At 45.9% G+C, this 25,255-nt stretch carries 29 protein-coding genes and 1 tRNA gene; 23 read left to right on the forward strand and 7 right to left on the reverse strand.

Translation table 11 applies throughout. The features are described 5' to 3' along the window. Positions 1 to 468: a hypothetical protein gene (locus MY7_RS03500; RefSeq protein ID WP_007610246.1), complete on the reverse strand. Its 468-nt coding sequence runs from the start codon at positions 466 to 468 to the stop codon at positions 1 to 3. Next, positions 465 to 668, reverse strand: a complete 204-nt coding sequence (locus MY7_RS03505; RefSeq protein ID WP_003155407.1) for a helix-turn-helix transcriptional regulator — start codon at positions 666 to 668, stop codon at positions 465 to 467. The genes MY7_RS03500 and MY7_RS03505 overlap by 4 nt, the downstream gene beginning before the upstream one ends. Before the next feature lie 190 nt (positions 669 to 858). Between MY7_RS03505 and MY7_RS03510 the strand changes: the two genes are divergently transcribed. Then, positions 859 to 932 (forward strand) — tRNA-Gly (locus tag MY7_RS03510). Positions 933 to 1,021: 89 nt separating this feature from the next. Here MY7_RS03510 and MY7_RS03515 read toward each other — a convergent pair. Beyond that, a complete protein-coding gene (locus MY7_RS03515) occupies positions 1,022 to 1,645 on the reverse strand; it encodes a hypothetical protein (RefSeq protein ID WP_007610249.1) in 624 nt (207 codons plus the stop codon). A gap of 84 nt (positions 1,646 to 1,729) precedes the next feature. On the opposite strand from MY7_RS03515, the gene queG reads away from it, so the two are divergent. The 18 genes from queG to MY7_RS03605 all read left to right on the forward strand — a co-directional run bounded on the left by queG (position 1,730) and on the right by MY7_RS03605 (position 17,976). Further along, positions 1,730 to 2,890, forward strand: coding sequence for a tRNA epoxyqueuosine(34) reductase QueG (gene queG / locus MY7_RS03520; protein ID WP_007610250.1), 1,161 nt, complete (start codon positions 1,730 to 1,732; stop codon positions 2,888 to 2,890). A 76-nt stretch (positions 2,891 to 2,966) separates the two neighbouring features. Beyond that, positions 2,967 to 3,878 (forward strand): amidase domain-containing protein, encoded by a 912-nt coding sequence (locus tag MY7_RS03525; RefSeq protein ID WP_012117141.1) that lies wholly within the window; start codon positions 2,967 to 2,969, stop codon positions 3,876 to 3,878. Positions 3,879 to 3,914: 36 nt separating this feature from the next. Then, entirely contained in the window at positions 3,915 to 4,397 is a 483-nt protein-coding gene (trmL, locus tag MY7_RS03530; protein WP_007610253.1) for a tRNA (uridine(34)/cytosine(34)/5-carboxymethylaminomethyluridine(34)-2'-O)-methyltransferase TrmL, read from the forward strand. 136 nt (positions 4,398 to 4,533) lie between these two features. Next, positions 4,534 to 5,166, forward strand: a complete 633-nt coding sequence (locus tag MY7_RS03535; RefSeq protein WP_007408428.1) for a YhbD family protein — start codon at positions 4,534 to 4,536, stop codon at positions 5,164 to 5,166. Further along, a complete protein-coding gene (locus MY7_RS03540; protein WP_007610254.1) occupies positions 5,157 to 5,870 on the forward strand; it encodes a polymer-forming cytoskeletal protein in 714 nt (237 codons plus the stop codon). The genes MY7_RS03535 and MY7_RS03540 overlap by 10 nt, the downstream gene beginning before the upstream one ends. An 11-nt stretch (positions 5,871 to 5,881) precedes the next feature. Next, positions 5,882 to 6,592 (forward strand): hypothetical protein, encoded by a 711-nt coding sequence (locus MY7_RS03545; RefSeq protein ID WP_007610255.1) that lies wholly within the window; start codon positions 5,882 to 5,884, stop codon positions 6,590 to 6,592. Between the two features lie 358 nt (positions 6,593 to 6,950). Further along, positions 6,951 to 8,846, forward strand: a complete 1,896-nt coding sequence (gene prkA, locus MY7_RS03550; protein ID WP_003155391.1) for a serine/threonine protein kinase PrkA — start codon at positions 6,951 to 6,953, stop codon at positions 8,844 to 8,846. Positions 8,847 to 9,036: 190 nt separating this feature from the next. After that, positions 9,037 to 10,221: a sporulation protein YhbH gene (yhbH, locus tag MY7_RS03555; protein WP_007610258.1), complete on the forward strand. Its 1,185-nt coding sequence runs from the start codon at positions 9,037 to 9,039 to the stop codon at positions 10,219 to 10,221. Between the two features lie 179 nt (positions 10,222 to 10,400). After that, a complete protein-coding gene (locus MY7_RS03560) occupies positions 10,401 to 10,865 on the forward strand; it encodes a MarR family transcriptional regulator (protein WP_003155389.1) in 465 nt (154 codons plus the stop codon). A gap of 36 nt (positions 10,866 to 10,901) precedes the next feature. After that, entirely contained in the window at positions 10,902 to 11,567 is a 666-nt protein-coding gene (locus tag MY7_RS03565; protein WP_007610259.1) for an HlyD family secretion protein, read from the forward strand. Between the two features lie 94 nt (positions 11,568 to 11,661). After that, positions 11,662 to 13,203 (forward strand): DHA2 family efflux MFS transporter permease subunit, encoded by a 1,542-nt coding sequence (locus tag MY7_RS03570; protein ID WP_139325666.1) that lies wholly within the window; start codon positions 11,662 to 11,664, stop codon positions 13,201 to 13,203. A gap of 24 nt (positions 13,204 to 13,227) precedes the next feature. Continuing rightward, entirely contained in the window at positions 13,228 to 13,761 is a 534-nt protein-coding gene (locus MY7_RS03575) for an NAD(P)H-dependent oxidoreductase (protein WP_003155386.1), read from the forward strand. Between the two features lie 12 nt (positions 13,762 to 13,773). Beyond that, on the forward strand, positions 13,774 to 14,145 hold the full coding sequence (locus MY7_RS03580; protein ID WP_003155385.1) for a hypothetical protein: 372 nt from the start codon (positions 13,774 to 13,776) through the stop codon (positions 14,143 to 14,145). Positions 14,146 to 14,264: 119 nt separating this feature from the next. Next, positions 14,265 to 15,032, forward strand: coding sequence for a hypothetical protein (locus MY7_RS03585; RefSeq protein WP_029325985.1), 768 nt, complete (start codon positions 14,265 to 14,267; stop codon positions 15,030 to 15,032). A gap of 2 nt (positions 15,033 to 15,034) precedes the next feature. Then, the gene (locus MY7_RS03590) at positions 15,035 to 15,412 is read left to right on the forward strand and encodes a GntR family transcriptional regulator (RefSeq protein WP_025650314.1); all 378 of its coding nucleotides are present in this window, start codon (positions 15,035 to 15,037) and stop codon (positions 15,410 to 15,412) included. Beyond that, positions 15,402 to 16,118, forward strand: coding sequence for an ATP-binding cassette domain-containing protein (locus MY7_RS03595; protein ID WP_007610264.1), 717 nt, complete (start codon positions 15,402 to 15,404; stop codon positions 16,116 to 16,118). Before MY7_RS03590 ends, MY7_RS03595 begins: the two co-directional genes overlap by 11 nt. Continuing rightward, a complete protein-coding gene (locus tag MY7_RS03600) occupies positions 16,119 to 17,036 on the forward strand; it encodes an ABC transporter ATP-binding protein (RefSeq protein WP_007610267.1) in 918 nt (305 codons plus the stop codon). It abuts the gene before it with no gap. After that, positions 17,029 to 17,976 (forward strand): ABC transporter permease, encoded by a 948-nt coding sequence (locus tag MY7_RS03605; RefSeq protein ID WP_003155377.1) that lies wholly within the window; start codon positions 17,029 to 17,031, stop codon positions 17,974 to 17,976. The genes MY7_RS03600 and MY7_RS03605 overlap by 8 nt, the downstream gene beginning before the upstream one ends. A gap of 90 nt (positions 17,977 to 18,066) precedes the next feature. Here MY7_RS03605 and cspB read toward each other — a convergent pair whose 3' ends face one another. Continuing rightward, positions 18,067 to 18,267, reverse strand: a complete 201-nt coding sequence (gene cspB, locus MY7_RS03610; RefSeq protein ID WP_003155376.1) for a cold shock-like protein CspB — start codon at positions 18,265 to 18,267, stop codon at positions 18,067 to 18,069. Positions 18,268 to 18,649: 382 nt separating this feature from the next. On the opposite strand from cspB, the gene MY7_RS03615 reads away from it, so the two are divergent. Then, positions 18,650 to 19,480, forward strand: a complete 831-nt coding sequence (locus tag MY7_RS03615) for a MetQ/NlpA family ABC transporter substrate-binding protein (RefSeq protein ID WP_007610268.1) — start codon at positions 18,650 to 18,652, stop codon at positions 19,478 to 19,480. A 16-nt stretch (positions 19,481 to 19,496) separates the two neighbouring features. Here MY7_RS03615 and MY7_RS03620 read toward each other — a convergent pair whose 3' ends face one another. Next, positions 19,497 to 20,576: a GGDEF domain-containing protein gene (locus MY7_RS03620; RefSeq protein WP_007610270.1), complete on the reverse strand. Its 1,080-nt coding sequence runs from the start codon at positions 20,574 to 20,576 to the stop codon at positions 19,497 to 19,499. A gap of 151 nt (positions 20,577 to 20,727) precedes the next feature. Between MY7_RS03620 and MY7_RS03625 the strand changes: the two genes are divergently transcribed. Continuing rightward, entirely contained in the window at positions 20,728 to 22,119 is a 1,392-nt protein-coding gene (locus MY7_RS03625) for an L-cystine transporter (RefSeq protein WP_029325984.1), read from the forward strand. 105 nt (positions 22,120 to 22,224) lie between these two features. Here MY7_RS03625 and MY7_RS03630 read toward each other — a convergent pair whose 3' ends face one another. Further along, the gene (locus tag MY7_RS03630; RefSeq protein ID WP_007610273.1) at positions 22,225 to 22,803 is read right to left on the reverse strand and encodes a hypothetical protein; all 579 of its coding nucleotides are present in this window, start codon (positions 22,801 to 22,803) and stop codon (positions 22,225 to 22,227) included. Positions 22,804 to 22,947: 144 nt separating this feature from the next. Here MY7_RS03630 and MY7_RS03635 point away from each other — a divergent pair, with 144 nt between their 5' ends. Both MY7_RS03635 and MY7_RS03640 read left to right on the forward strand, forming a co-directional pair. After that, positions 22,948 to 23,487, forward strand: coding sequence for a YhcN/YlaJ family sporulation lipoprotein (locus tag MY7_RS03635; protein WP_003155362.1), 540 nt, complete (start codon positions 22,948 to 22,950; stop codon positions 23,485 to 23,487). A 120-nt stretch (positions 23,488 to 23,607) separates the two neighbouring features. Further along, entirely contained in the window at positions 23,608 to 24,510 is a 903-nt protein-coding gene (locus MY7_RS03640) for a hypothetical protein (protein WP_029325983.1), read from the forward strand. Here MY7_RS03640 and MY7_RS03645 read toward each other — a convergent pair whose 3' ends face one another. Next, a complete protein-coding gene (locus MY7_RS03645; protein ID WP_007610275.1) occupies positions 24,511 to 25,176 on the reverse strand; it encodes a spore coat protein in 666 nt (221 codons plus the stop codon). It abuts the gene before it with no gap. Between the last annotated feature and the right edge of the window lie 79 nt (positions 25,177 to 25,255).

The raw sequence follows: 25,255 nt of genomic DNA on the forward strand, positions 1-25,255 counted from the left end.
TCATGAACCGGAGTTTTTGCCGTGCTTATGAAAAGTGAAAACATAAGCCAAATGCTGAATCATCATCAGAATGAAAATCAAAAGAATCGGAAAAAAGGGAAGATGCGGCTGAATAAGCGGATAAAACAAAAGAAGAACGGCTGCGGCCGGCAATGAGAAGTAAACGGCGATATACGAGGAACGGCAAGCTTTAGCCGTCATCATTCGTTCTCTTTCATCCTGTTCCTCAAATTCATCGGGTACAAGCCTGTGCTTTTTGCCGTTTCGTTTTTTCTTTTCGGCATAGATATACAATGCGGCACAAACGGTAAACAGCAGAAACGGAGTGATATTCAGCTCAAATGAACCGCTCCCCTCCGTTTGGAAAAACTGAGCGATCCGCGGTGCCGCTTCCATTAAGGAAATAAGCGTCCAGCAGGCCAATCCGTAGAGTGCAAGGTGAAAACACGCTTTTCTTTTCAAACTCATTTTTTCTCCTCCTCCAGCCAGAAAACTTCCTCCATCGGCAGGGAGAAAGCCCGGCAGATGTTAAGCGCCAATAAAAGTGAAGGCACATAATCTCCTTTTTCAATCGCTGCAATCGTCTGTCTGGTGGCTCCGGCTTCTTTTCCGAGCGTTTCCTGAGAATAACCGAATCTGGCTCTCAGCTCTTTTACTTTATTTTTCATCATCAGGCGTACCTCAAGTTTTCTTCTTTTTCATATTGTATGAGATTCTTAACAAAATGTAAACCCAACTTAACATATGGACAAAAAAAGAATTTTTTTCGACAAATTTTTTAACATTCCCTTGACGAAAAAAAAATAAACATGTAACATTAGAAACATCAAATCGCTACTAACAAAAAAGAACTTTGATGCGGGTGTAGTTTAGTGGTAAAACCTCAGCCTTCCAAGCTGATGTCGTGAGTTCGATTCTCATCACCCGCTCCATACATACGTTATTAACGCAGTGTTTCGTTTCTCTGATAAACGAAGTATTGCGTTTTTTTATGTGAAAAAAGACACGAAGGCGTGTCTTTTTATGAAAGCCAAGAGACGGTATGCGTGCCTCCGTGAATTTGTTCAAACATTTTTGTTAAGGATGATAGCAGCTCATCCGCCGCGTCGGCATGAAATGAAGGCGGGAAAAAGATCAGCTGCAGCATTTTCTTTGTGCCGGGCGTGACAGGGCGTGTATTGATATGTCCGGTGAAGTCGCCGAAAACGCCGTCCGGGCCGGAGAAGGACAGTACGCTTTCTTTTTCTCCGATCGTAATTGAAATTGGTTCATCTATTTCTGCGGCATCATACGCCATGATAGGCAATGAATATTTCAAGGAGAAAAAAAGTATGGTATCATGGGCTGAATTCACACTTTCAATGAATCGTTCCCGGGAAATATCGCCGAGCATAAGCTCCATCGGCGTTTTTTGTCCTGAAAAGGCGGGACTGAGCTGTTCCATCAAACGCGCCCACTCTTTTACAAAAGGCTGCTCATCTATACCGCCGTCAGCATAATCAAAGTAAAGAGATTCTTGAAATAAACGGAGGCGGCCTTTCAGCATTTGCGGAGCAGGCCCGACTTCGATCTGTTCATATAAGACGGCTGCCGCTTTGATCCCCGGCACCCGTTCAGCAATAAGTGGATCTAAACTGATGTTCAAGTGTGTTCACTCCATTTCGGGATGATAAAACTCTATTATACCTGTGCGGGAGCCTGATCACAAAGAAAGGAGGCTGTGCAAAAAATGAATATTCATAAACTGAAAGAGGAATTAATCGAATATGCCAAAAGCATCGGAGTTGACAAAATCGGGTTTACGACGGCTGATACGTTCGACAGTCTGCGGGACCGGCTGATTCTTCAGGAATCACTCGGTTATTTATCCGGGTTTGAAGAGCCGGATATTGAAAAACGGGTCACTCCGTCTTTGCTTCTGCCGAAAGCCAAATCGATCGTCGCCATCGCCCTTGCTTATCCTTCCAAAATGAAAGATGCCCCGAGGAGCACGAGGGACGGCCGGCGCGGCATTTTTTGCAGAGCTTCCTGGGGGAAGGATTATCATGACGTGCTGCGCGAAAAGCTTGATCTGCTGGAGAATTTTCTCCAAAGCAAACATGAGGATATCCGCACAAAGTCAATGGTGGATACAGGGGAATTGTCTGACAGGGCCGTGGCTGAACGGGCGGGAATCGGCTTCAGCGCCAAAAACTGCATGATCACCACGCCTGAATACGGTTCTTACGTCTATCTGGCTGAAATGATCACCAATCTGCCATTTGAACCGGATGTGCCGATTGAAGATATGTGCGGTACGTGTACAAAATGTTTAGACGCGTGTCCGACCGGCGCACTCGTCAATCCCGGACAGCTTAACGCCCAGCGCTGTATTTCGTTCCTGACCCAGACAAAGGGATTTTTGCCGGATGAGTTCCGCACGAAAATCGGAAACCGTCTGTATGGCTGTGACACGTGCCAGACGGTCTGTCCGATTAATAAGGGGAAAGATTTTCATCTTCATCCGCAGATGGAGCCTGATCCGGAAATCGCAAAGCCGCTGTTAAAGCCGCTTTTGACCATAAGCAACCGCGAATTTAAAGAAAAATTCGGACATGTATCGGGATCATGGCGCGGCAAGAAGCCGATACAGCGGAATGCGATTTTAGCTTTGGCTCATTTTAAAGATGCCTCGTCTCTTCCGGAATTAACGGCCTTGATGCACCAAGATCCGCGTCCCGTCATCAGGGGTACGGCCGCCTGGGCCATCGGGAAAATCGGTGACCCTGATTATACGGGGGAATTAGAAAAAGCGCTTCAAAAGGAGCAGGATGAGGAAGCTATACGGGAAATTGAAAAGGGACTGGAGCTGTTATCGGTTTCTGATAAGACTAAAACCGGCCGGTCCTGACATATGTATAGAGAAAAAGCACTTGGCCGGAGTTCAAGTGTTTTTTCTTTATAAAACAGTATGGTGGGTGGAGCGCTTGAAGCATATTATTGAAGATTTAGCGGAGGCCCGACTTCATTATTTAATAAACGGAACCGAAATGAGGCACAATGGGCAGCCCGGCGATCTTGAGGTCCTGACGAGAAAAAAAGAGCTGTTTGAAAAACGGAAAGTTGACATCGTGAAAGCGAAGGCAAAAGCCGTCATTGTCAAAAGCAGCCTTGAGGACGACGGCACGTTATGCGTCATGTACACGATTCATTTCGAATATTTGTGCAAGGAGCATGACGGACACCTTTACTTAGAAGAGCAGATTGAGGAACGGACTGCATTTCTCTATGATCAGCTGTTGATTAAAGACCGGGAAGTAAAGAAAAAACCGGCGGGATTTTCTGACGGGAACAGCGTAATTGAATATGAGCGGAGTGAACGGGAAGATTTCGGGCGGGCGTTTCAATACGACCGTCTGGCTGCCGTGCAGTACGCGGAGAAGTTTTGGAATAAACGAAATCCCGCTTATAAAAATTTCAGCGATAATTGCACCAATTTTATTTCCCAATGTTTACATGCCGGAAAAGCACCGATGCGGGGGCATCCGAACAGAGGCTCAGGCTGGTGGATGAAGGCAAGCTCGTGGAGCTACAGCTGGACGGTCGCGCATTCGATGAAGATGTATCTTGCCCAATCCAAGGCAGGGCTTCGCGCGGTGCAAGTATCAAGAGCTGAAGAACTGATGCCCGGAGATATCATTTGCTATGATTTTGAAGGAGACGGCCGTTTTAATCATACGGCGATCGTGGTCGCGAAAGATAAAAGCAATATGCCGCTTGTCAATGCCCAAACGTATGACAGCAGAATGAGATATTGGTCATATGAGGATTCAACGGCGTATACTCCTTCCATCAGATATGCGTTTTTTCATATTACGGATGATACGACAAAAGAGTAATTAATGATATAATGGTGGGCGGAATAAAAAACAGAGGTGAACATCGTGGCATTACATGTCGTTTTATATCAACCTGAAATCCCGGCCAATACGGGAAATATCGCACGTACTTGTGCGGCAACAGACACAACGCTTCATTTGATCCGCCCGCTCGGATTCTCAACCGATGATAAAATGCTGAAGCGCGCCGGACTCGATTATTGGGAGTTCGTCAACGTCGTATATCATGATTCATTGGAAGAGTTATTTGAGGCATATGAGAACGGAAAGTTTTTCTTCATTACAAAATTCGGCCAAAAGCCGCACACATCATTTGATTACTCAAATACGGAGGAAGACTTTTTCTTCGTATTCGGCAGAGAAACGAGCGGACTTCCGAAAGAATTGATCGAAAACAATATGGACCGCTGCCTGCGTCTGCCGATGACCGAGCATGTGAGATCATTAAACCTGTCCAACACGGCCGCGATTCTTGTATATGAAGCGCTGCGCCAGCAAAATTACAGAGATTTGACGTGAAAAAAACGCCCGCATCCGGGCGTTTTTTTATTGAATAAAAAAGACGGACAGCAGCGGTTCACGGCATTTTTATATTTCCAGACTTAACAACGTAACAGTGTTATGTTACAATACATTCATCGAAGGAGCTGGATTCATGGAGGAACAACTGATTTCTAAAAAAGAATTGCTGGAAGAAACATCAATTTCATACGGACAGCTGTACCGCTGGAAACGGAAAAATTTAATTCCTGAAGAATGGTTTATCCGAAAATCAACATTTACAGGCCAGGAAACATTTTTTCCGAGAGCGGAAATATTAAAACGCATCTCAAAAATACAGAAAATGAAAGAAAACCTGTCTTTGGATGAAATGAGAGAAATGCTGTCTCCGCAAATGACTGATGTCAATATAACGTCTGCGGAGCTGCTTCAAAAAGGACTGATTTCAAAGGCTGCGCTGCAAGTTTATGGCGAAGACGGCGTGACATTCACGTCCCGCGCGCTGCTGTCTTTATATGTGCTTGAAGGACTTTTGCGATCGGGCAATATCAGCCTTGAGGAAGGAAAATTGGCGGCAGGGGTGCTGAAAACGTATGAGGCTTCCGAACTGAAAGCAAATACGGAGCTTGTCATGCTCCGAAAGCTTGGCGTAACGACGTGCTTTATCGCAGACGCGGAACATATTTTATTTGAACCGACTGTCAAAGTGGTTGAACGTGTGGCGCTTGCTGCGGCATCGGAAGAATTAAAAACGAAATGGATGCAGGAGGACCATCAATGGAAGTAACAGATAAATTAATCATCAACGGTTCAGGAAGTTCAAAAGGAGGCCGTTTTCATACAGTGGAGATCAACGGAAGCGGCACGGTGTCAGGTGATGTGGAGTGCGCGAGCTTTTTGTTTAACGGCAGCGGAAAAACAGACGGACATGTCAAGACGCAAACGCTGACGATCAGCGGTTCGGGGAAAATTTCCGGCAGTGCCGAAGCTGAATCCATCCGTATCAACGGAACGGGTGTCATTAAAGGTGATGTCAAAACGGAGCGGCTGAACGTCGCGGGATTTTCATCTTTCGGAGGCGGTGTGAAAGCTGATGATATTTTCATATCCGGGAAAGCCGGGATTGAAGGCGATTGCGAGACAGAGACGTTCCGTTCGGAAGGCAAATGCAAGATCGGCGGCCTGCTGAATGCCGATGAAGTCAGTATTAAGCTGACGGCGGGAGAAAGCCATGTGAAAGAAATCGGCTGCCGCCATTTGAAAGTGATGAGCAGAAAGAGCGTGCTTACGCGTTTTAAGCTGATGCCGGCCCCGGTGCTGACAGCGGAGCTGATTGAAGGTGACATCATTGAATTGGCGGACACGAACGCGAAGGCAGTCCGCGGAAATCATGTGCGGATCGGCGCAGGCTGCACCATTGGGACTGTGGAATACAGCGGCGATTTTACATGTGATCCTTCCGCTTTGGTTAACAAAGTCGTGAAACGATAGGAGGAACTGCGATGGAAACGACAAAAAAATTGAGTCATTTAAAAATGTACGGAGCCGGACACGCCTCCGGCGGCTCCTACCAAAATGTAAGCATTAAGGGGGAAGGAACTGTCGGCGAAGGACTTCAAAGCGAACGCTGCCGGATATTCGGTACGGGACTTTTTCTCGGAGATGCCGAGATCAACAGGCTGAAAATTTTCGGAGAGCATGAAGTTGCAGGAGATTTATCAGCACGTTCAGCAAATGTGATGGGCACATTGAAAGTCGGCGGCTCCATGCGTTTCGCTACGATGAGGCTGAAAGGACTTGCTGAAATTGGCGGCGGGGCCGCAGGAGAGCAGTGTCATATAAAAGGAAGTCTCACCGTCGGCGGCGATTGCGAGACGGAGCTGCTTCATGTAACAGGATGTATCAATGTGGCGGGATTGTTAAACGCGGGGGACGTAAACATCCATTTGCGTTATGACCGAAGCTGCGTGAAAGAAATCGGCGGCACATCGATCACCGTCAGACGGAAACCCGGTTTTCTTAAACGGAAAGCCGGCACGCTTTCTGCTGAATTGATCGAAGGAGACGCAATTTACCTCGAATACACGCAAGCGGACATCGTCAGAGGGAAGCGTGTGGAAATCGGCCCGGGCTGCAAAATCGGAAAAATCGAGTATCAAACAAGCTGCAAATCTCATGAAAAATCAACTGTCCAAGAACATATTCAAATATGAAACATTGTTATGTTGTACAGGAAAGGGTGCTCTTTATGAAGAGCACCCTTTTGCCGTTATTTGTTTTCAGGTTTGCTGTCGTAACCCGCCGTAAAAATGGATACTAAAAAAGTGAGAATGACCCCAAGTAAAATGATCGTTTTCATCATTTCTCCTCCTCTTTGCTTTTCCATTTGATGTCCGAGTCTGGATGAAACTGTATTTCTTTCATTATGAACGGTGCACCGGACCCTTGTCAATGACGGCCTTATAACGTCTTTATTTTTAAGAAACGAAAAGCATGTATTATCACGTCACCGCATAGATTGTAACAAAGTACCTTATTTCTAGTGCATTAACCATGATAGAGGAGGTTCTTATGGATATATTAAAGAAAATTGAAAAGTACAGAGAGGAAGAGCAGCGTCTCAAATGGGAAGGGACGTTCGCTGATTATTTGGAGATCATAAAAGAAAATCCATTGGTCGCGCAGTCTGCTCATTCTCGCGTTTTTAATATGATAAAAGACAGCGGAATCGAGGAGGATGACGGTAAAAAGACATACAGCTTTTTCTCGCGGGAGCTGTTCGGCCTTGAGGAATCTCTGGAACGGCTCGTGGAGGAATACTTTCACCCGGCTGCCAAGCGGCTCGATGTAAGAAAACGGATTTTACTATTGATGGGACCCGTCAGCGGCGGAAAGTCAACTCTTGTCACCATGCTGAAAAAAGGGCTTGAAGCCTACTCATTGACAGACAACGGCGCTGTTTACGCCATTAAAGGCTGCCCGATGCATGAAGATCCTCTCCATCTCATTCCCCATCATCTGCGCGACGACTTCTACAGAGAATACGGCATCAGAATTGAGGGCAGCCTTTCTCCGCTTAATGTCATGCGGCTTGAAGAAGAGTACGGCGGCAGAATTGAGGATGTAAAGGTTGAACGTATTTTCTTCTCGGAGGATAAACGTACCGGAATCGGAACCTTCAGCCCGTCTGATCCGAAATCACAGGATATCGCCGATTTGACGGGAAGCATTGATTTTTCGACGATTGCCGAATACGGCTCAGAATCAGATCCGCGCGCTTATCGGTTTGACGGTGAATTAAATAAAGCGAACCGCGGAATGATGGAGTTTCAGGAAATGCTGAAATGCGATGAAAAATTTCTGTGGCACCTTCTGTCACTCACGCAGGAAGGGAATTTCAAAGCCGGACGGTTTGCGCTCATCTCAGCCGACGAATTGGTTGTTGCGCATACGAACGAAACGGAGTACCGCTCGTTTATTGCCAATAAGAAAAATGAAGCCCTTCACTCCAGGATCATCGTGATGCCTGTTCCTTATAATTTAAAGGTGTCAGAGGAAGAACGGATTTATGAGAAAATGATTTCTGAAAGTGATGTTTCTGACGTACACATCGCCCCCCATACATTAAAAGTGGCCGCGATGTTTTCTATTTTGACCAGGCTGAAGGAACCGAACCGCTCTGATATTGATCTCGTCAAAAAAATGAGGCTCTATGACGGAGAAAGCGTTGAAGGTTACAATTCCGTTGATCTGGAGGATATGAAGAAGGAATTCCACGATGAAGGAATGAGCGGAATTGACCCGCGTTATGTCATCAACCGCATTTCCTCAACAATTATCAGAAAAAATATGGAATCGATCAATTCGCTTGATGTGCTGCGTTCCTTAAAAGAAGGACTCGACCAGCATCCGTCCATCTCCGCCGAGGACAAAGAGCGGTATATGAATTTTATTTCCGCCGCCAGGAAAGAGTACGATGACATCGCTAAAAAAGAAGTGCAGAAGGCGTTCGTCTATTCATATGAAGAATCCGCGAAAACTCTCATGGACAATTATTTAGATAATGTGGAAGCGTACTGCAATAAAAATAAGCTCCGCGACCCGCTGACGGGTGAAGAAATGAATCCTGACGAAAAACTGATGAGATCCATTGAAGAGCAGATCGGCATTTCAGAAAACGCGAAAAAGGCGTTCCGCGAAGAAATTTTAATCCGCATATCCGCCTATGCAAGAAAAGGAAAACGCTTTGACTATAATTCGCACGAAAGACTCCGCGAAGCGATTCAGAAAAAGCTGTTCGCAGACTTAAAAGATGTGGTGAAAATCACGACCTCCACCAAAACGCCGGATGAGCAGCAGCTTAAAAAGGTCAATGAGGTAGTGGCAAGGTTAATAGATGAACACGGCTATAATTCGACTAGCGCTAATGAACTGCTGAAGTATGTCGGAAGCTTGTTAAACCGCTGATGTTTGGTTTCATTGAGAGGCCCGTCTGTAAAAGGACGGGTTCTTTTGGCTGTTTTTCGCAATTGTTTGTCAATTGGAGAGTCCGTCCGGCATAAGATGAAAATAAATCTTTTCGCCGGACTTGTTTCATAAACAGGACCAAGCCGGAATACACATGTAAAACGACCATAACGGTTAAGGAGGGGAATTCATGTCCCGTAATGACAGCGGAAATTTTTTGATTTCAGAGGAAGACTGGTCCCTCCATCGCAAAGGCTTTGACGACCAGCAGCGCCACCAAAAGAAAGTACAGGAAGCGATAAAAAACAACCTTCCGGATCTTGTCACTGAGGAAAGCATTATTATGTCCAACGGAAAAGATGTCGTGAAAATCCCGATTCGTTCGCTTGATGAATATAAAATCCGTTATAACTATGATAAAAATAAACATGTCGGCCAAGGCGACGGCGACAGCGAAGTGGGCGATGTCGTCGCAAGAGACGGCGCAGATAAAAAGCAGGGTGCCGGAAAAGGCCAGGGAGCCGGCGATCAGGCAGGCGAGGATTATTATGAAGCGGAAGTTTCATTGATGGATCTGGAAGAAGCGCTGTTTCAGGAATTAGAGCTGCCGAATCTGCAGCAAAAGGAAAGGGACAATATCGTTCATAACGATATCGAGTTCAATGATATCCGGAAAACCGGGCTGACAGGGAATATCGATAAGAAAAGGACGATGCTGTCGGCCTATAAACGAAACGCTATGACAGGCAAGCCGTCGTTTTACCCTATTTATCCGGAAGATCTGAAATACAAAACATGGAATGATGTGACGAAGCCGGAATCGAAAGCTGTCGTTTTAGCCATGATGGATACAAGCGGTTCGATGGGCGTATGGGAAAAGTATATGGCGAGGAGCTTCTTTTTTTGGATGACACGATTTTTACGGACAAAGTATGAAACGGTTGATATCGAATTTATCGCCCACCATACGGAAGCGAAGGTCGTGTCCGAAGAAGATTTTTTCTCGAAAGGCGAGAGCGGGGGCACCATCTGTTCCTCCGTTTACCGGAAGTCTCTTGAATTAATTGATGAAAAATATGACCCCGCCCGCTACAACATCTATCCGTTTCATTTTTCAGACGGAGATAACCTGACTTCGGATAACGCCCGGTGCGTAAAGCTCGTCAATGACATCATGAAAAAATCGAATCTGTTCTGTTACGGTGAGGTCAATCAATATAACAGGCATTCCACCCTCATGTCCGCCTATAAAAATGTCAAAGATGATAAATTTAAATACTACATCCTGAAACAGAAATCAGACGTATTTCAAGCGCTGAAAAGCTTTTTTAAAAATGAGGAAGCCGGTGTAAGCAAAGCATCGTATGAAATATAAAGCCGAGTGAAGAATCGTGGGCCGCGGTTCTTCGCCCGGCTTTTTTAAATTAAAAATAAAGAGAAAAAACGGCATAAAAAAAATCCTTAAAAAATGAAACTTTTCTCTTTACAAACCTTCTTTCATTTATTAATATTTTATCTTGTGAACTATTATTAAGGGAATGAGGTGAAAATACGGTGATTGAATCAGAGCTCGCTTTGCTCAGTTTTGAACAACTGTTTGATACTTCCAGATCGATTTACAAAAAGCAGAAAATGATTCTGGAGACAGTGCTTGAACCTTTTGATATTACAGTGCTGCAGTATCTGCTGATGTTCAAAATACATAAGAGCAAAAGCACGCAGCTTTCAAGGCTGGCTTTGTCGCTTGATCTGAAACCGGCGTCTGTCACGAGAATGACCGATATTCTGTATAAGCGCCGCCTAATGGTTCGGAGCGACTATCACGACGACCGGCGTGTTGTTATGATTCAGTTAACCGAAGAGGGGGAAGAACTTCTAAAGAAAGCTGCTGTTCAATATGCCGAAAAAGCGGCGGTCTTATACCGGCAGCTCAATACCGCTGAACTGCAGTACCTGCGCAAGCTTGCGGAAAGTTTAACGAAGCTTGCAAACGGCTGTGCAGTGAAAAACGGAAAATAAAAAAATCCCCACATATTTTTATCATCATTCCACAAAATGATAGAGGAAGAAACGAAAGGAGAAAACAAAATGAACAGAGGACGTTTAATTCTGACCAACATTATCGGTTTGATTGTTGTTCTTGCAATTATAGGCGGAGGTGCTTACTACTATTATCAAAGCACACACTATGTAAAAACCGATGAAGCAAAAGTTGCCGGCGACATGGCTGCTATCACAGCTCCTGCTGCGGGTAAAGTAACTGACTGGAACCTTGATGAGGGGAAAGAAGTAAGCAAAAACGACGTTGTTGCAAAAATCAAAGGACAGCAAAATGCTGACGTAAAAGCCATCATGGATGGAACAATCGTGAAAAACGAAGTGAAAAACGGCCAAATGGTGCAAGCCGGTACGACAATTGCCCAAGAAATTGACATGAAACACCTTTACATCACTGCAAACATTAAAGAAACAGACATTAGAGACATTGAAGTAGGAAACAAAGTAGACGTAATTGTTGACGGCGACCCTAATACAACATTTGACGGAACAGTAGAAGAAATCGGTTATGCGACAAATTCAACATTTGATATGCTGCCTTCTTCAAACTCAAGCGGCAACTACACAAAAGTAACGCAAAAAGTTCCTGTTAAAATTTCACTCAGCAACCCATCTGACAAGGTGCTTCCTGGTATGAACGCATCTGTAAAAATCTCTGAATAATACAGATCAGTCATCAAACCATGAAGGGAGGTTGTCTTAGGTGGCTAAATCAGATAATCAAGTAAAAAGTCCTAAAACATTGCTTATTGTGCTTATGGCCGGGTTATTCCTGGCGATCTTGAACCAAACGCTTCTTAACGTGGCGATGCCGCACTTAATGACCGAGTTCGGTGTGAGTGCGACGACGATTCAGTGGCTTACGACCGGATACATGCTGGTCAACGGTGTTTTGATTCCGTTATCTGCGTTCTTAATTACCCGGTTCGGACAGAGAAGCCTCTTTCTCGTAGCCATGTTCTGTTTTACAGCGGGAACGTTAGTCTGCGGAATCGCGCCTAACTTCTCAACCATGCTGATCGGCCGGTTAATTCAGGCGGTCGGCGGCGGTATCCTGCAGCCGCTGGTCATGACAACCATTCTGCTTATCTTCCCGCCTGAAAGCAGGGGGAAAGGAATGGGGATTTTCGGTCTTGCGATGATGTTTGCTCCGGCGGTCGGACCGACTCTTTCCGGCTGGATCATTGAGCATTACACATGGCGCATTATGTTCTACGGCCTTGTTCCGATCGGGGCAATCGTTATTATCATAGCGTTCTTCCTCTTTAAGAACTTGGTGGAACCGCAAAAAATCAAACTCGACAGCTTGGGTGCGATTCTATCCATTGTCGGATTTGCCTCATTGCTTTACGGAGTCAGTGAAGCGGGCAGCGACGGCTGGGGAGATCCGATCGTGCTTTCTACCGTCATTGTCGGTGTCATCGCGATTGCCGCGTTTGTCATTCAGCAGTTGCGCTCTGAAAAACCGATGCTCGACTTCCGGGTATTTAAATATGATATTTTCTCACTTTCCAGTGTGATTAACATCATTATTACCGTTGCACTTTACACAGGAATGTTCCTGCTTCCGATTTACCTGCAGAACTTAGTCGGCTTTACGGCGCTGCAATCGGGTCTCTTGCTATTGCCGGGCGCGATTGTCATGCTGATCATGTCGCCGATTTCTGGTATTCTGTTTGACAAAATCGGTCCGAGACCGCTTGCGATTATCGGGCTGGTCATCACGGTCGCAACGACATTCCAGTACACAAAATTGACAATTGACACACCTTACACGCACATTATGCTTGTCTATGCCATCCGCGCATTCGGTATGTCACTGTTAATGATGCCTGTTATGACAGCCGGAATGAACCAGCTTCCGGCACGATTGAACAGCCACGGCACGGCGATGAGCAACACGCTCCGCCAGATCAGCGGATCAATCGGAACAAGTTTGATCACAACGATTTATACGAACCGTACGACAATGCACTATTCGCAGATTGCGGATAAAACGAGCACGGCTGATCCGAGCTTCATGCAGTCGTTCCAAAGCGCAGTTTCGAATTTAATGGTCAACATGAACATGTCGCTTGATGCGGCGAAACAAACCATTTATTCATATCTCTACAAAACAGCTTCACTTAATTCCAACGTTATGGGGATTAATGACGCGTTTATGTGGGCGACGATCTTTGCGGTTATCGGCGTAGTCCTGAGCCTGTTCTTGCGTGACGTACGGAAAGACAAACAGCGGGCGAAGAAAAAAGAGGAGCTGTCATTGCTTCCGGCCCCTAAAGAAGTGAAGGAATCTTAATCATCTGAATGGGAGGTTTCCTGAATGAAAATTTACGTAGTGTACGATAGTGAAGGCGAACATACAAAACACCTTGCTGAAGCCATTGCCGAAGGAGCGCGAGAAAACGCTGAGGCTGAAGTCCTGATCGACCATGTCGATCAAGCGGACATCCGCAAGCTGAAAGACATGGATGCCATTATCTGGGGATGCCCGGGACACTTTGGCACCATCAGTTCAGGCTTAAAAGCGTGGATCGACAGACTCGGCTATCTGTGGGCTGAAGGCGAGCTGATTGATAAAGTCGGCGCTGTATTCTGTACGACGGCGACAACACATGGCGGATTAGAAATGACAATGCACAATCTGATCACTCCTATGTTTCACCAAGGCATGATTGTTGTCGGACTTCCCGGCAACGTTCCTGAAAACGCGCTGTACGGCTCTTACTACGGCGCGGGCGTCACATGCCCGGTTGACAGCGATGTGCTGATGACGGAAGAAGGCCTTCAATTAGGCCGAGCGCTTGGCAGACGTGTCAGCCAAGTCACAGGTAATCTAACTGCCGGACGACAGTAAGGAGAGGGTTATATGGCCATTATTATAGCGGTTATTGCTGCTGTCATTGTGATTGCACTTCTTATCACATTCAATGTCCGCAGCACTTCTGCAGGACAGGATGTCAAAGAAGAAAAGAGAGAAGCGATCGGCACTACAGCCGAACAGCCGGAAAAGCATGATCCGGCCGAGGAGCGCTCAGCCGAGCATGCTCCCGTCGTTGTGAAATCTGAATCTCCCCGTGAGAAAAAGAATACAATGGGCGATGATGTGTACCGTCAGGCGCTTCAGAAGTTTAAGACTTCTGAGACGGATCAGGAACCAAACGATCCTGATAGCGGCGGCAAAATGCAGGATAGCAGCTATCGTGATGCGCTGCTCTCCTTAAAAAACAAAAAGAAGTAATTGAAAAGGCAAATCTGCGTAATAGCGGATTTGTCTTTTTTTTATTGAAGATATTGTAATACATGATGATCTAGTGTACTATGTTACTCATACACTTGATCCGAATGGAGAGAGCAAGAATGACATCGTTTTTAGGTTTGCTGAAAAAAGATGCGAAGGTTTCATGGATTTGGCTCGCAGTGTGGCTTTGCAGCATGATTTGCTGGGCGTTTGCAGCCCACGTCATCGCTGCCCGTCAGAAAGAACCGCTCGTCATTTTCGGCTTTTTTGCGGCAATGGGGTTTTTTCAATTTCTTGTAGCGCCGCTGTTTATGTACTATCACCTTCATAAAGAAGGAAAAAACCAGCTGTGGCTTTACAATCCGAATGGAGGATTTTATCTGCTGGCTTCCAAGCTGACGGCCTCACTGCTGTATCAGTTGATCGGGCAGCTGGCGCTGACCGGTTACGGCATTTGGATGTACCGGATGCTTTCTGCAAAAGGAGCGCTGGAACACACCATTCCCCTGGCCGGCACATTAACCGGACTGAATGCTTACCTGCTGATCAGTTCAGCGTATTTATCTGTGATCGTGGCCGTATTTTGGACTGTTTTTCACTCATTAAAACATGTTCCCGTCCTCCGTTGGGTGATCTGCATCGTGCTTGCGTTTGTCTGGACCTATATTGACGATAAAATCATTACGCCTTTCACTTCATCTCAACATGATTTATGGCCGGTAAAAGTGTATGCGGATTTTGATTTTCATTATACAAAATTGACCGGCTGGACGGTGGAGCTGACGGCCGTCCACATCTCGCTTTTCAGCTTCCTGGCAGTGATCGTGCTTGCGGCGCTCTGTCTCGCGCTGGCCTCTATGCTGCTGAATCGAAAGGTTGAGGTGTAATGATGGAGAATGAATTTCAGTCATCCAAGCCGATTTATCTGCAGATTGCCGATCGTGTATATTACCGGCTGATCCGAAGTGAGCTTTCACCGGGGGACAAACTGCCGTCCGTAAGGGAGATGGCCGTACAGATGAAAGTGAATCCGAACACGATACAAAGAACGTACAGTGAAATGGAAAGGCTGGGGATCGTGGAGACGAGAAGAGGACAGGGAACCTTTATAGCGGAAAGATCCGATCTGAAAGCGGAGCTGAAAGACAGGCTGACAAAAGACGTTTTCAAACGCTTTATTCAGGAAATGGCGGAGCTGGGGTTATCTCCTGAGGAAATGCTCGACGGGATCAAACAATATGCGGAGGAAGCAAACGATGAATCTTGATTTTGAACGCGTAACAAAAAAATACGGCCGCAGGCTCGCGGTCAGCGATGTATCATTTTCATTGTCTCCGGGTAAAATCTACGGAATTTTAGGGCCGAACGGAAGCGGTAAATCAACAACGCTTAAAATGCTTGCCGGGCTTGCGTTCCCGACATCGGGCGCCGTCCGGATGGGAGACTGCGCAGTAAGCAGGAACATGCTGTTTCGTACAGCATATTTAACCGAACATGATATGTTTTTCGCCCGGACGACCGTCGGTGATATGCTCACATTTTATCATTCGCAATTCCCGGATTTTCAGCTGGAAAAAGCACATAACCTATTAACGGAAATGAATCTTTCAGCGAAGCAGAAGATAAAAGAGCTGTCCAAAGGCAGCCGGGGCAGGCTGAAAATCGTTTTGGCCCTGTCGAGAAAAGCATCCGTCATTCTGCTGGATGAGCCGTTTTCAGGTCTTGATTCGGCGGTCAGAGAGTCGATTGTCAACAGTCTCGTATCTTATATTGATTTTGACAGTCAGATCGTGGTCATCGCCACACATGAGATCGGCGAGATTGAGACGCTGTTAGACGAAGTGATGGTTTTCATAAAAGGGGAAATCGCTGAACGGCGCGAGGTCGAAGAAATTCGGGAACAGGAAGGAATGTCCGTGCTGCAATGGTATAGAAGCGTCATGCAGGCGCACGAAATAGAAGGGGGATTCTAATTGGAAACGGTATTAGAACTGCAACAGGTAAAGAAAACGATAAAAGGACGAACGATTATTCATGATCTGAGCTTCTCCGTCCGGGCGGGCGAAGTGTTTGGATTTTTAGGGCCGAATGGAGCGGGGAAAACCACTACGATCAGAATGATGGTCGGATTAATGAAACTGTCTCAGGGAGACATCGTAATCTGCGGAGAATCCATTACGAAAAACTATGCAAAAGCGGTCAGGCACGTCGGGGCCATCGTGGAAAACCCGGAGCTGTACAAATTCCTGAGCGGCTATAAAAATTTACAGCAGTACGCAAGGATGGTAAAAGGCGTTACGAAAGAAAAAATAGATGAGGTCATCGAGCTCGTCGGGTTGCAGGACAGAATACATGACAAAGTAAAAACCTACTCTCTCGGAATGAGACAGCGTCTCGGCCTCGCCCAAAGCCTGCTGCATAATCCTAAGGTGCTGATTCTGGATGAACCGACAAACGGCCTTGATCCCGCGGGCATCAGGGAAATCAGGGACCATCTGAAAAAGCTGACACGTGAAAAAGGAATGGCTGTCATCGTCTCAAGCCATCTGCTGTCAGAAATGGAGTTAATGTGCGACCGAATCGGCATTTTGCAAAAAGGGGAGCTTGTCGATATTCAAAAAGTAAGGGATGAAGGAAAAGAGGATAAAGATACATACTTCTTCCATATTGAACAAAGAGAAGAGGCTCTTGCCGTTCTGAGTCAGTTTGACTGTGTGAAGAAGACAGACGGCATTGAGATCAAGCTGTCAAAACAGGAAGTGCCTGATGTGATATCACTGCTCGTCCGTGAAAACATCCGCTTATATGAAGTGAAAATCATGACAAAATCTTTGGAAGACCGTTTCTTGGAGATTACCGGCGGGACGAAAGAGGAGGTTCAATATGTTTAAGCTGATCTATAATGAATGGATAAAAATTTTCAGCCGCGTCGGCACGTGGGCTATGATTGTGATTTTAGGCGTTTCGATGATCGGTTTTGCGCTTCTGTCAAACCATTTCACCTCCAGCGAAGCCAATCCGAATTGGAAACAGGAGCTCCAGGCCGAAAACAAAGAAATGAAACAGCAGATGAAGGAAACCGGAAATCAGACTCTCATTGATAACCTGAAACAGAATGTCGCGATAAATCAATACCGCATGGACCATAACATCCCCGAGGATACAGGGTACACAGTGTGGTCATACGTAGCTGATTCTTCGATGATGACTGTTTTGACCGGGCTGTTTACGATTATCATTGCCGCAGGCATCGTGGCGAATGAGTTCAACTGGGGGACGATCAAGCTGCTGGCTATCCGTCCGCTCAGCCGTTTTCAGATTTTGCTATCTAAATATATGACGGTGCTGCTGTTCGGACTGCTGATGCTTGTGATTTTATTTGCCGGCTCCGCTCTGTTGGGATTGGTCTTTTTCGGGACAGGCGGAGATACTGCGGCTGATGTTCATCTCGTATACAAAGACGGCCATGTTTTTGAGCAAAATATCATCGCTTTCCTCGCTAAAACATATGTCTATGAATCTGTCTCCGCTTTTATGCTTGCGACGATGGCGTTTATGCTGTCTGCGGTATTCCGGAACAGCTCATTAGCGGTCGGATTTTCTATTTTTCTATTGGTTATGGGGAACACGGCGACGGTATTTCTTGCTGCGAAATTTGAATGGACCAAATATATTTTATTTGCGAACACGGATTTGTCTCAATATATGAACGGGACTCCTTTAGTAGAGGGGATGACAATGACATTTTCGGTTGTGATGCTTGTGATTTACTTCGTTATTTTTCTGGCGCTCGCATTCGGCGTCTTCTTAAAACGCGATATTGCCACCTGATATAAAAAAGCTGTTTTGCCTTTGCAAAACAGCTTTTCGTTTTAGATGAAAAAAACCTGCCGGCATACACCGGCAGGTTTTTTAAACAATTTATGCTTTTGTTACGTTAGCAGCTTGTGGTCCGCGGTTTCCTTCAACGATTTCGAAAGAAACAGATTGGCCTTCTTCTAAAGTTTTGAAGCCTTCGCCTTGAATAGCAGAGAAGTGAACGAATACATCGTCTTGACCTTCTACTTCGATGAATCCGAATCCTTTTTCAGAGTTGAACCATTTTACTTTACCTTCTAACATGAAATTTCCTCCTAAAGCGACATAACGCTTAAATTCACTATTCTTGCTCTAAAACAAACTTCCAAGACGAAAACTCTTACAAAACTTTCTTCTTAAAGATAGTTCGAACAAAAATAATTACCTTTACTCTACCAGTAATTCGAAGAAAAAACAACTGCTAAATGTAACTTTTTTCGAAATAACATGTTTTAAGAGGAGAACGCTCTGATACGGAAATCTGATTTGAGACTAGAACAGCCCATTTTCAGCTGATAAAAACCGCTTTACAGCCTCTTAAGGAAGCAATTGACAACCCTTTTTTAAATCGGTATTGTATGTAATCATGAGCCCGAATACCATGGTGCAGCCTCTGTACATAAAAATAGATAGGGAGTAGGTCAACTTGAACCTGCGGCTTATAAACAGTCTGTTTCTTTTCATTTTGATCATATCACTTACTTCATGCCATTATCCTGACGGGAACCGGACAATTACTATCGGAATCAATGAATCTGATCAATCGATCTGGGAGTTTGTCGCGAAAAAAGCCGGTGAGGAAGGATTGCAGCTTTCTTTGGTAAAGTTTTCGGATTATGCCGAGGCCGATTTGGCGCTTGCCGGCGGGGATCTCGACGCCAATGCGTTTCAATCCGTTTCTTATTTTCAATCTTTGCCGCCTCATGTGAAAAAGAAGCTGGCTCCTTTAGGAACGACATATGCGGCATCGCTGGGGGTGTATTCCAAGCAACATAAACGGCTGAAGGATATACCGGACGGAGCGGTCATTGCCGTGCCTGATGAAGCGGCGGCCTTCGGCAGGGCGCTTTTTCTCATGCAGGAGGCCGGACTGATGACATTGAAAAAGGGATTCACCGGTACGGGTTCAACTGATATGATCAAGGACAACCCGAAGCATCTGACCTTAAAAACGGAAACAAAAAAGAACGCATATCAGGCGGCGGAACATGCTGACGCAGCAGTTCTCAGTCAAAGCGAGGCGAAAAGAGCAGGATTTCATGCGGAGAAGGACGCGCTGATCCGATCGGCGCAAATGAAGGAAGCGTATATTCATCTGATCGCCGTCAGGGCTGAGGATAAAGATGATGAACGGATGCAAAAACTCCTGTCTTTGTATCAATCAGATGATACCGCGGCGTTTATTGAAAAAGAATATGAGGGCAGCCTGATTCCTGTTTTCCTGAAAGGCGGCTTTCTCACTGAAAAGAAAGAATGATTTCCTCTTCGGGCGATCATTCTTTTTTTTCAGTGCTGCACACTTGATTGCGCCCTGATGTTTTCGCTTTGTAAAGCATCCGGTCCGCGATCAGGGGCAATGTCTGAGGATCCGATGTATTTGTCGGATAATGCGCGATGCCGAGGGAAACGGTCACGGGAATTGTATCTCCGCTCGTCAGCAGAATCGGGTTCGCGTCAATCGTGTGCCTGATTTCTTCTGCGAGGTGAAGCCCTTTTGTATACGTGCAATTGGGCATAAGCACGGCAAATTCTTCGCCGCCGATGCGGGCTGACGGGTCAGAACTGCTGAGTAAGAACCTCAGACGCGTCCCCAGTTCTTTCAGTACTCGATCCCCTTCATAATGGCCGTATTGATCATTGATCTGCTTAAAGTGATCAATATCCAAATAAATAAGCGCGAGCTGAGACGAGGGGGATTGAGACGCCCGATCGTACAGAACGCGCGAGACTTCCTCGAATTTTCTCTTATTAAAAATCCCCGTCAGAAAATCATAATTCGCTTGAAACTTGTATTGCTTGAACAAAAGGCGGGCATCGGCTTCGTGTTTGATGATATACAGCGACAGCATTCCGCCCAAGGTGGAAATAAGCCAATAATAAACGAGGGCCCCGGCAGGCTGTTCAGGCATAAGTAACAGCAGCGTAAGGGTGATAATAACATTTGAAAAAAGCAGCATAACGAACGCATTTTTGTGATTCGGCTTTTTTCCTCTGAATACGGCCACAGAAAGTATCGCAATCATGCCGACTGCGGCGATAGAATAAATGGCGCTTGTATTGAAATTGATCAGGATACGGCCTGCCACGATAATGATAAAGGCAGCTGCTGTAGACACCCAGCCTCCGTAAAGAGCGGCGATGATAATGGGGATATTTCTGAGATCAATGATGGAATCGGAGTAAGAAAAGCCGAAAGCAATCAGAAAAACCCCTAAAAGCCCGCAGACCGTCCCCTTCAGTAATTGAAAGATCAGACGGTCTTCTTTATACGAAAGCGACTCTTTAAAAAGAAGGGTGAAGAGATAATTAAATGTAATTAAAATCGTTAAATTAAGAAACAGTTCCTTCAGCATAACAATCACCCTTATATAAGTTACTAGAGAAAGGGTGGAAAGAAAAGAGAAAAGTCTATAAAAATACATATTTTGTCAATTCTTACTTGACCGATCGGAATTCGTATAATATAGTGTTAAAGGATAATGAGCAAGGGAGTGTTTACCTGTTTTGGAGAATTTATTTATAGTCTTACATGTTTTCATTATGCTTTTGCTTATAGCAGGTCTGTTTGTCATGCAAAAGAAACACGTTTCCTTTTCTAAACGTGTCTTTACCGCGCTCGGACTAGGCATTGTATTCGGTTTTGCACTGCAATTGATTTACGGGCCGGCTTCACATATCGTGACACAAACGGCCGATTGGTTTAATATTGCCGGCGGCGGTTATGTCAAATTGCTTCAGATGATCGTCATGCCGCTAGTCTTTATTTCTATTCTCGGCGCATTTACGAAGCTGAAACTGACCCATAACATCGGGAAAATCAGCGGACTGATCATCGGAATTTTGATCGCTACGACAGCAATTGCTGCGGCAGTCGGAATTGCTTCGGCGCTATCCTTTGATCTGAAAGCCGTTCATATCGACCAGGGAAGCACCGAATTATCAAGAGGCCAGGAGCTGCAGCAAAAATCTGAGGATATGACGGCCAAAACGCTGCCTCAGCAAATCGTTGAGCTTCTGCCGGGAAATCCGTTTCTTGATTTCACGGGGGCCAGACCGACTTCCACCATCGGAGTCGTTATTTTCGCCGCTTTCCTCGGCATCGCTTTTCTGGGCGTGAAACGGAAACAGCCGGAGCACGCTGCGACTTTCAGCGGAATTGTCGATGCGGTATACGCGATTATTATGCGCGTTGTGACATTAATTTTAAGACTGACGCCTTACGGGGTATTGGCGATTATGACAAAGACGATCGCGACAAGCGACATCGACAGCATTACGAAACTGGGGATGTTTGTGATCGCTTCATACGCCGCGCTTATCGTCATGTTTATCATTCACTTGCTGCTGATTACGTTCAGCGGTTTAAATCCGATCACATACGTGAAAAAAGCATTTCCTGTCATGGTGTTTGCGTTTACGTCCCGTTCAAGCGCAGGGGCTTTGCCGCTCAATATTAAAACACAAAAAAGCATGGGCGTCCCGGAAGGAATTGCGAACTTCGCCGGTTCATTCGGCTTATCGATCGGTCAAAACGGCTGTGCCGGCATTTACCCGGCGATGCTCGCGATGATGATTGCGCCGACAGTAGGGCAAAACCCGTTTGAACCGGGATTTATCATCTCCGTCATTGCCATCGTGGCAATCAGTTCATTCGGTGTAGCAGGCGTGGGAGGCGGCGCGACATTTGCGGCTCTGCTCGTCCTATCCGCTTTGAACATGCCTGTCGCGCTTGCCGGGCTGCTCATTTCAATTGAGCCGTTAATTGACATGGGGCGCACCGCCTTAAATGTCAGCGGCAGTATGACCGCAGGGCTGTTAACAAGTAAAATGACGAAGGAAACCGATACCGCGGTGTACAATGATTCCTCAATCGTCATTGAAGCTGAAGAAGCTTAACAAAAAAGCAGATCGATGGTTCATTCTCTTATAGAAAAATACGAGATAGAGCGCTAAAACGAAAAATCCTTCATCGTTGAACGAATGAAGGATTTTTTTTCGTTTCTAATGATTTCCGGGTTCAATTTCTTCCAGCATATTCATCACGGTGCTGTCATTTAAAACATTTACCGCGCTTTCTTCGAAGTGAATCGGCTCGGTATAGTGAGGCTTCGGCGAAGTTTCTTTACTGCGGCTGCGGTCTGCCTGTCCGTCCGTATGGGATGAGCCGGAGTGATTGCGGGAAGTCTGCTCATGCTGCCTTCCGCCGGATTCCCCGCCGAAAGCCTGTTTGATCAGCTCGGCAGGCTGTAATGAGCCGGTTTGTGAATGCCGGGCTTTGTCCGTGTGCTGCTGTCCGCCGGATTCCCCGCCGAAAGCCTGTTTGATCAGCTCGGCAGGCTGCGTGGAGCCGGTTTGTGAATGCCGGGCTTTGTCTGTGTGCTGCTGTCCGCCGGATTCCCCGCCGAACGCCTGTTGAATCAGGTCAGCAGGCTGCATGGAGTGTGTACCATCTTTATGCTGCATTCGGCCTGAAACCATTCCGGAGATTTTCCGGCGGATTTCGGGTGATAAAGCTGCAATCAGAATCGATGATCCGATCAGCAGCGCTGTCGGGCTGACACCGCTTTTTTTTCTGAACAAGTTAAATCCCTCCTCATTCAATTGATTACGCTTACCTTTCCCTTTCCTTCTGATATTTATCCAAACCGCTCAGAATGCAAACGGCGTGCATAAATCCCGCCGAATAGAAAAACCTATACGTAAAGTGAGAAAGGAGGAATTCACATGATAAAAAAGCAAGCAGTTATCTCTGCCCTTCTTCTGCCGATGCTGATTACCGCAGGGTGCAGTATGGGGAACCAGGGAGAAGGAAAACGAAATGACAACCGCACCCAGAATGTAAATTACCGCAACACGCCTAACGACGGTGCGACAAATATGAATACAGTGAACCGTCATAACCAAAACACCGATCACAATGACAATCGTAACCTGAGAGTGGCTGATAAAGCCGCTGACAAGGTGACTGATTTAAAAGAGGTTAAAAATGCGACTGTGATCGTTGCCGGAAACAGCGCTTATGTAGCCGTTGTTTTGACAAACGGACAAAAAGGCGCCATCGCCAACCATTTAAAAAATAAGATTACCGATAAGGTGAAATCGGCCGATAAACATGTCCGGACTGTATATGTATCAGCGAACCCGGACTTCGTTGAACGCATGCAAGGCTACGGAAAACGAATCCAAAACGGACATCCTGTATCCGGTCTGTTTGATGAATTCGGTCAAATGGTGCAGCGTGTATTCCCAAACCCCAATAAATAAATGAATGGAAAAGCCGCATTTGATGCGGCTTTTTTATTTTATCTGCCGTCACGCCCCAGCGCTCCTGAGCATAAAGTAAAGAATGAGATGAAAATTAAAGGATCGGGGAGGGGAGCTTGTTTGCGTGACGGCATGGGGAAACGGGCGGCATTCACTCTGATCCTGTGCGGAGTCCTTGTCATATTGGCTGTCAGTTCAGCCGTTTCAGTAAGTATGATGTACGTCCTGTCAGGCCAAAACAGCCGCTCTGTTCCGACGAAGGAACAAGTGACTGAACACATGAATAAAGAAATTTACAAACATACAGCGATTTACTATACGGCGGATGAAAAGCCGCTCTTGGATCTGACCAAGCTTACGCTGGACCACGCAAAGCGTATCAATCAAATCATTGTCGGCTATAAAGGTGCAGCACCACTTGAACTCATTTTCTTTTCGGATGAAGCTGAAATGGAGCAATATTCAGGATTGAAAAATGTAGTCGGTTTTTATTCAGAACAGGAGCAGATGATGGGGCTTTTGCCTGAAGAGAAAAAACAGCTTTTGAAAAAAGATGAGCTGGCCGTTTTCATGTATAAGCAATTGATTATACATGAATATACACACTACGCGTTTCATCAAAAAACGCGGCAATTGGGGACGGATACGTCTGTATTTCCGCTTTGGTTTCATGAGGGGCTGAGCGAGTGGGTCGCGCATTATGATGTAGTCATTGATCCGATTGCATTTTCCGTCGTGCCGTTTGATCAATTAACGACCGACCGAAAATGGCAGAAATCGCGTATGGAATATGAAACAGATGTCTATTTGCAAAGCTTCTATATGATAAAGGACTTAACCGAAACATTCGGAGAAGGCATTATCTTAACCATTATCAACAAAACCGCCGAAACACAGGATTTTGAAAAAGGCTTTGAAGCGGCTACGAAAGAAAGCCTGAAACAATTTGAACATGATTTCACAAAAGCATATGAAAAAAAGAAAACGGCATTGGAGAGTCAGGTTTCCAACGCCGTTTTTTAATCAATGGAGGTTTTGCTGCTGCTGTCCCATTTGTCCTTTAATCGGAGGCATTTGCGGCTGTCCCTGGGCCGGTGCAAATGAATTCAGCATGGTCTGCATATCTTGTGCATTGAGCTGAGGAACCTGATAATAACCGTGTTTATTTTGGTATAAGAAGATTTCAAACGCCATTTCGACATATTGCTGAATTTGGGCGGAGAGCACTCTTCTTGTGACGGGATTGGTCATTTCAAGCGAGCTCATCGTCAAGAGAGAAGCTTGAGCTTTAATCAGGCCGAGCATATGGCCGCTGATCCCGAGATCTTTGACATCATTTAATGATTGATTCGGTTTTTTCGGCTGAGTCGGTTTTATACCGTAGACGGCCTGGTTCTGTTCCTTCATCATATATGTCGACGTTTCCTGAGAAGGCTTTTGGCCGGTCTTAAAGCATTCTGCCGTCAGATTATAGAGTCCGAGAATGAATTGATACTGGCGGTCAAGGATGTCGGCCAGCTGCTGATCCTGTATAAACTGTCTGAGCATCATAAATTGATCCAAAACGCCGACTGTTCCGGCCAGCACTTCATGCATATCGAAAAGCTCATGTCCTCCGTGATTCACTTGCGGTGAACCCGGGATCCCCTGATTTACTGGCGGCTGCTGCTGATTCTGCTGCTGTTCCACTGGTTGTTTTCCTCCTTCATGTCAAATCATCATTAAGATGTGAAAAAAGCCGATCCGTTATACATCAAGACCTGTTTCG

The sequence above is a fragment of the Bacillus sp. 5B6 genome (assembly GCF_000259405.1).
Lineage (GTDB): Bacteria > Bacillota > Bacilli > Bacillales > Bacillaceae > Bacillus > Bacillus velezensis.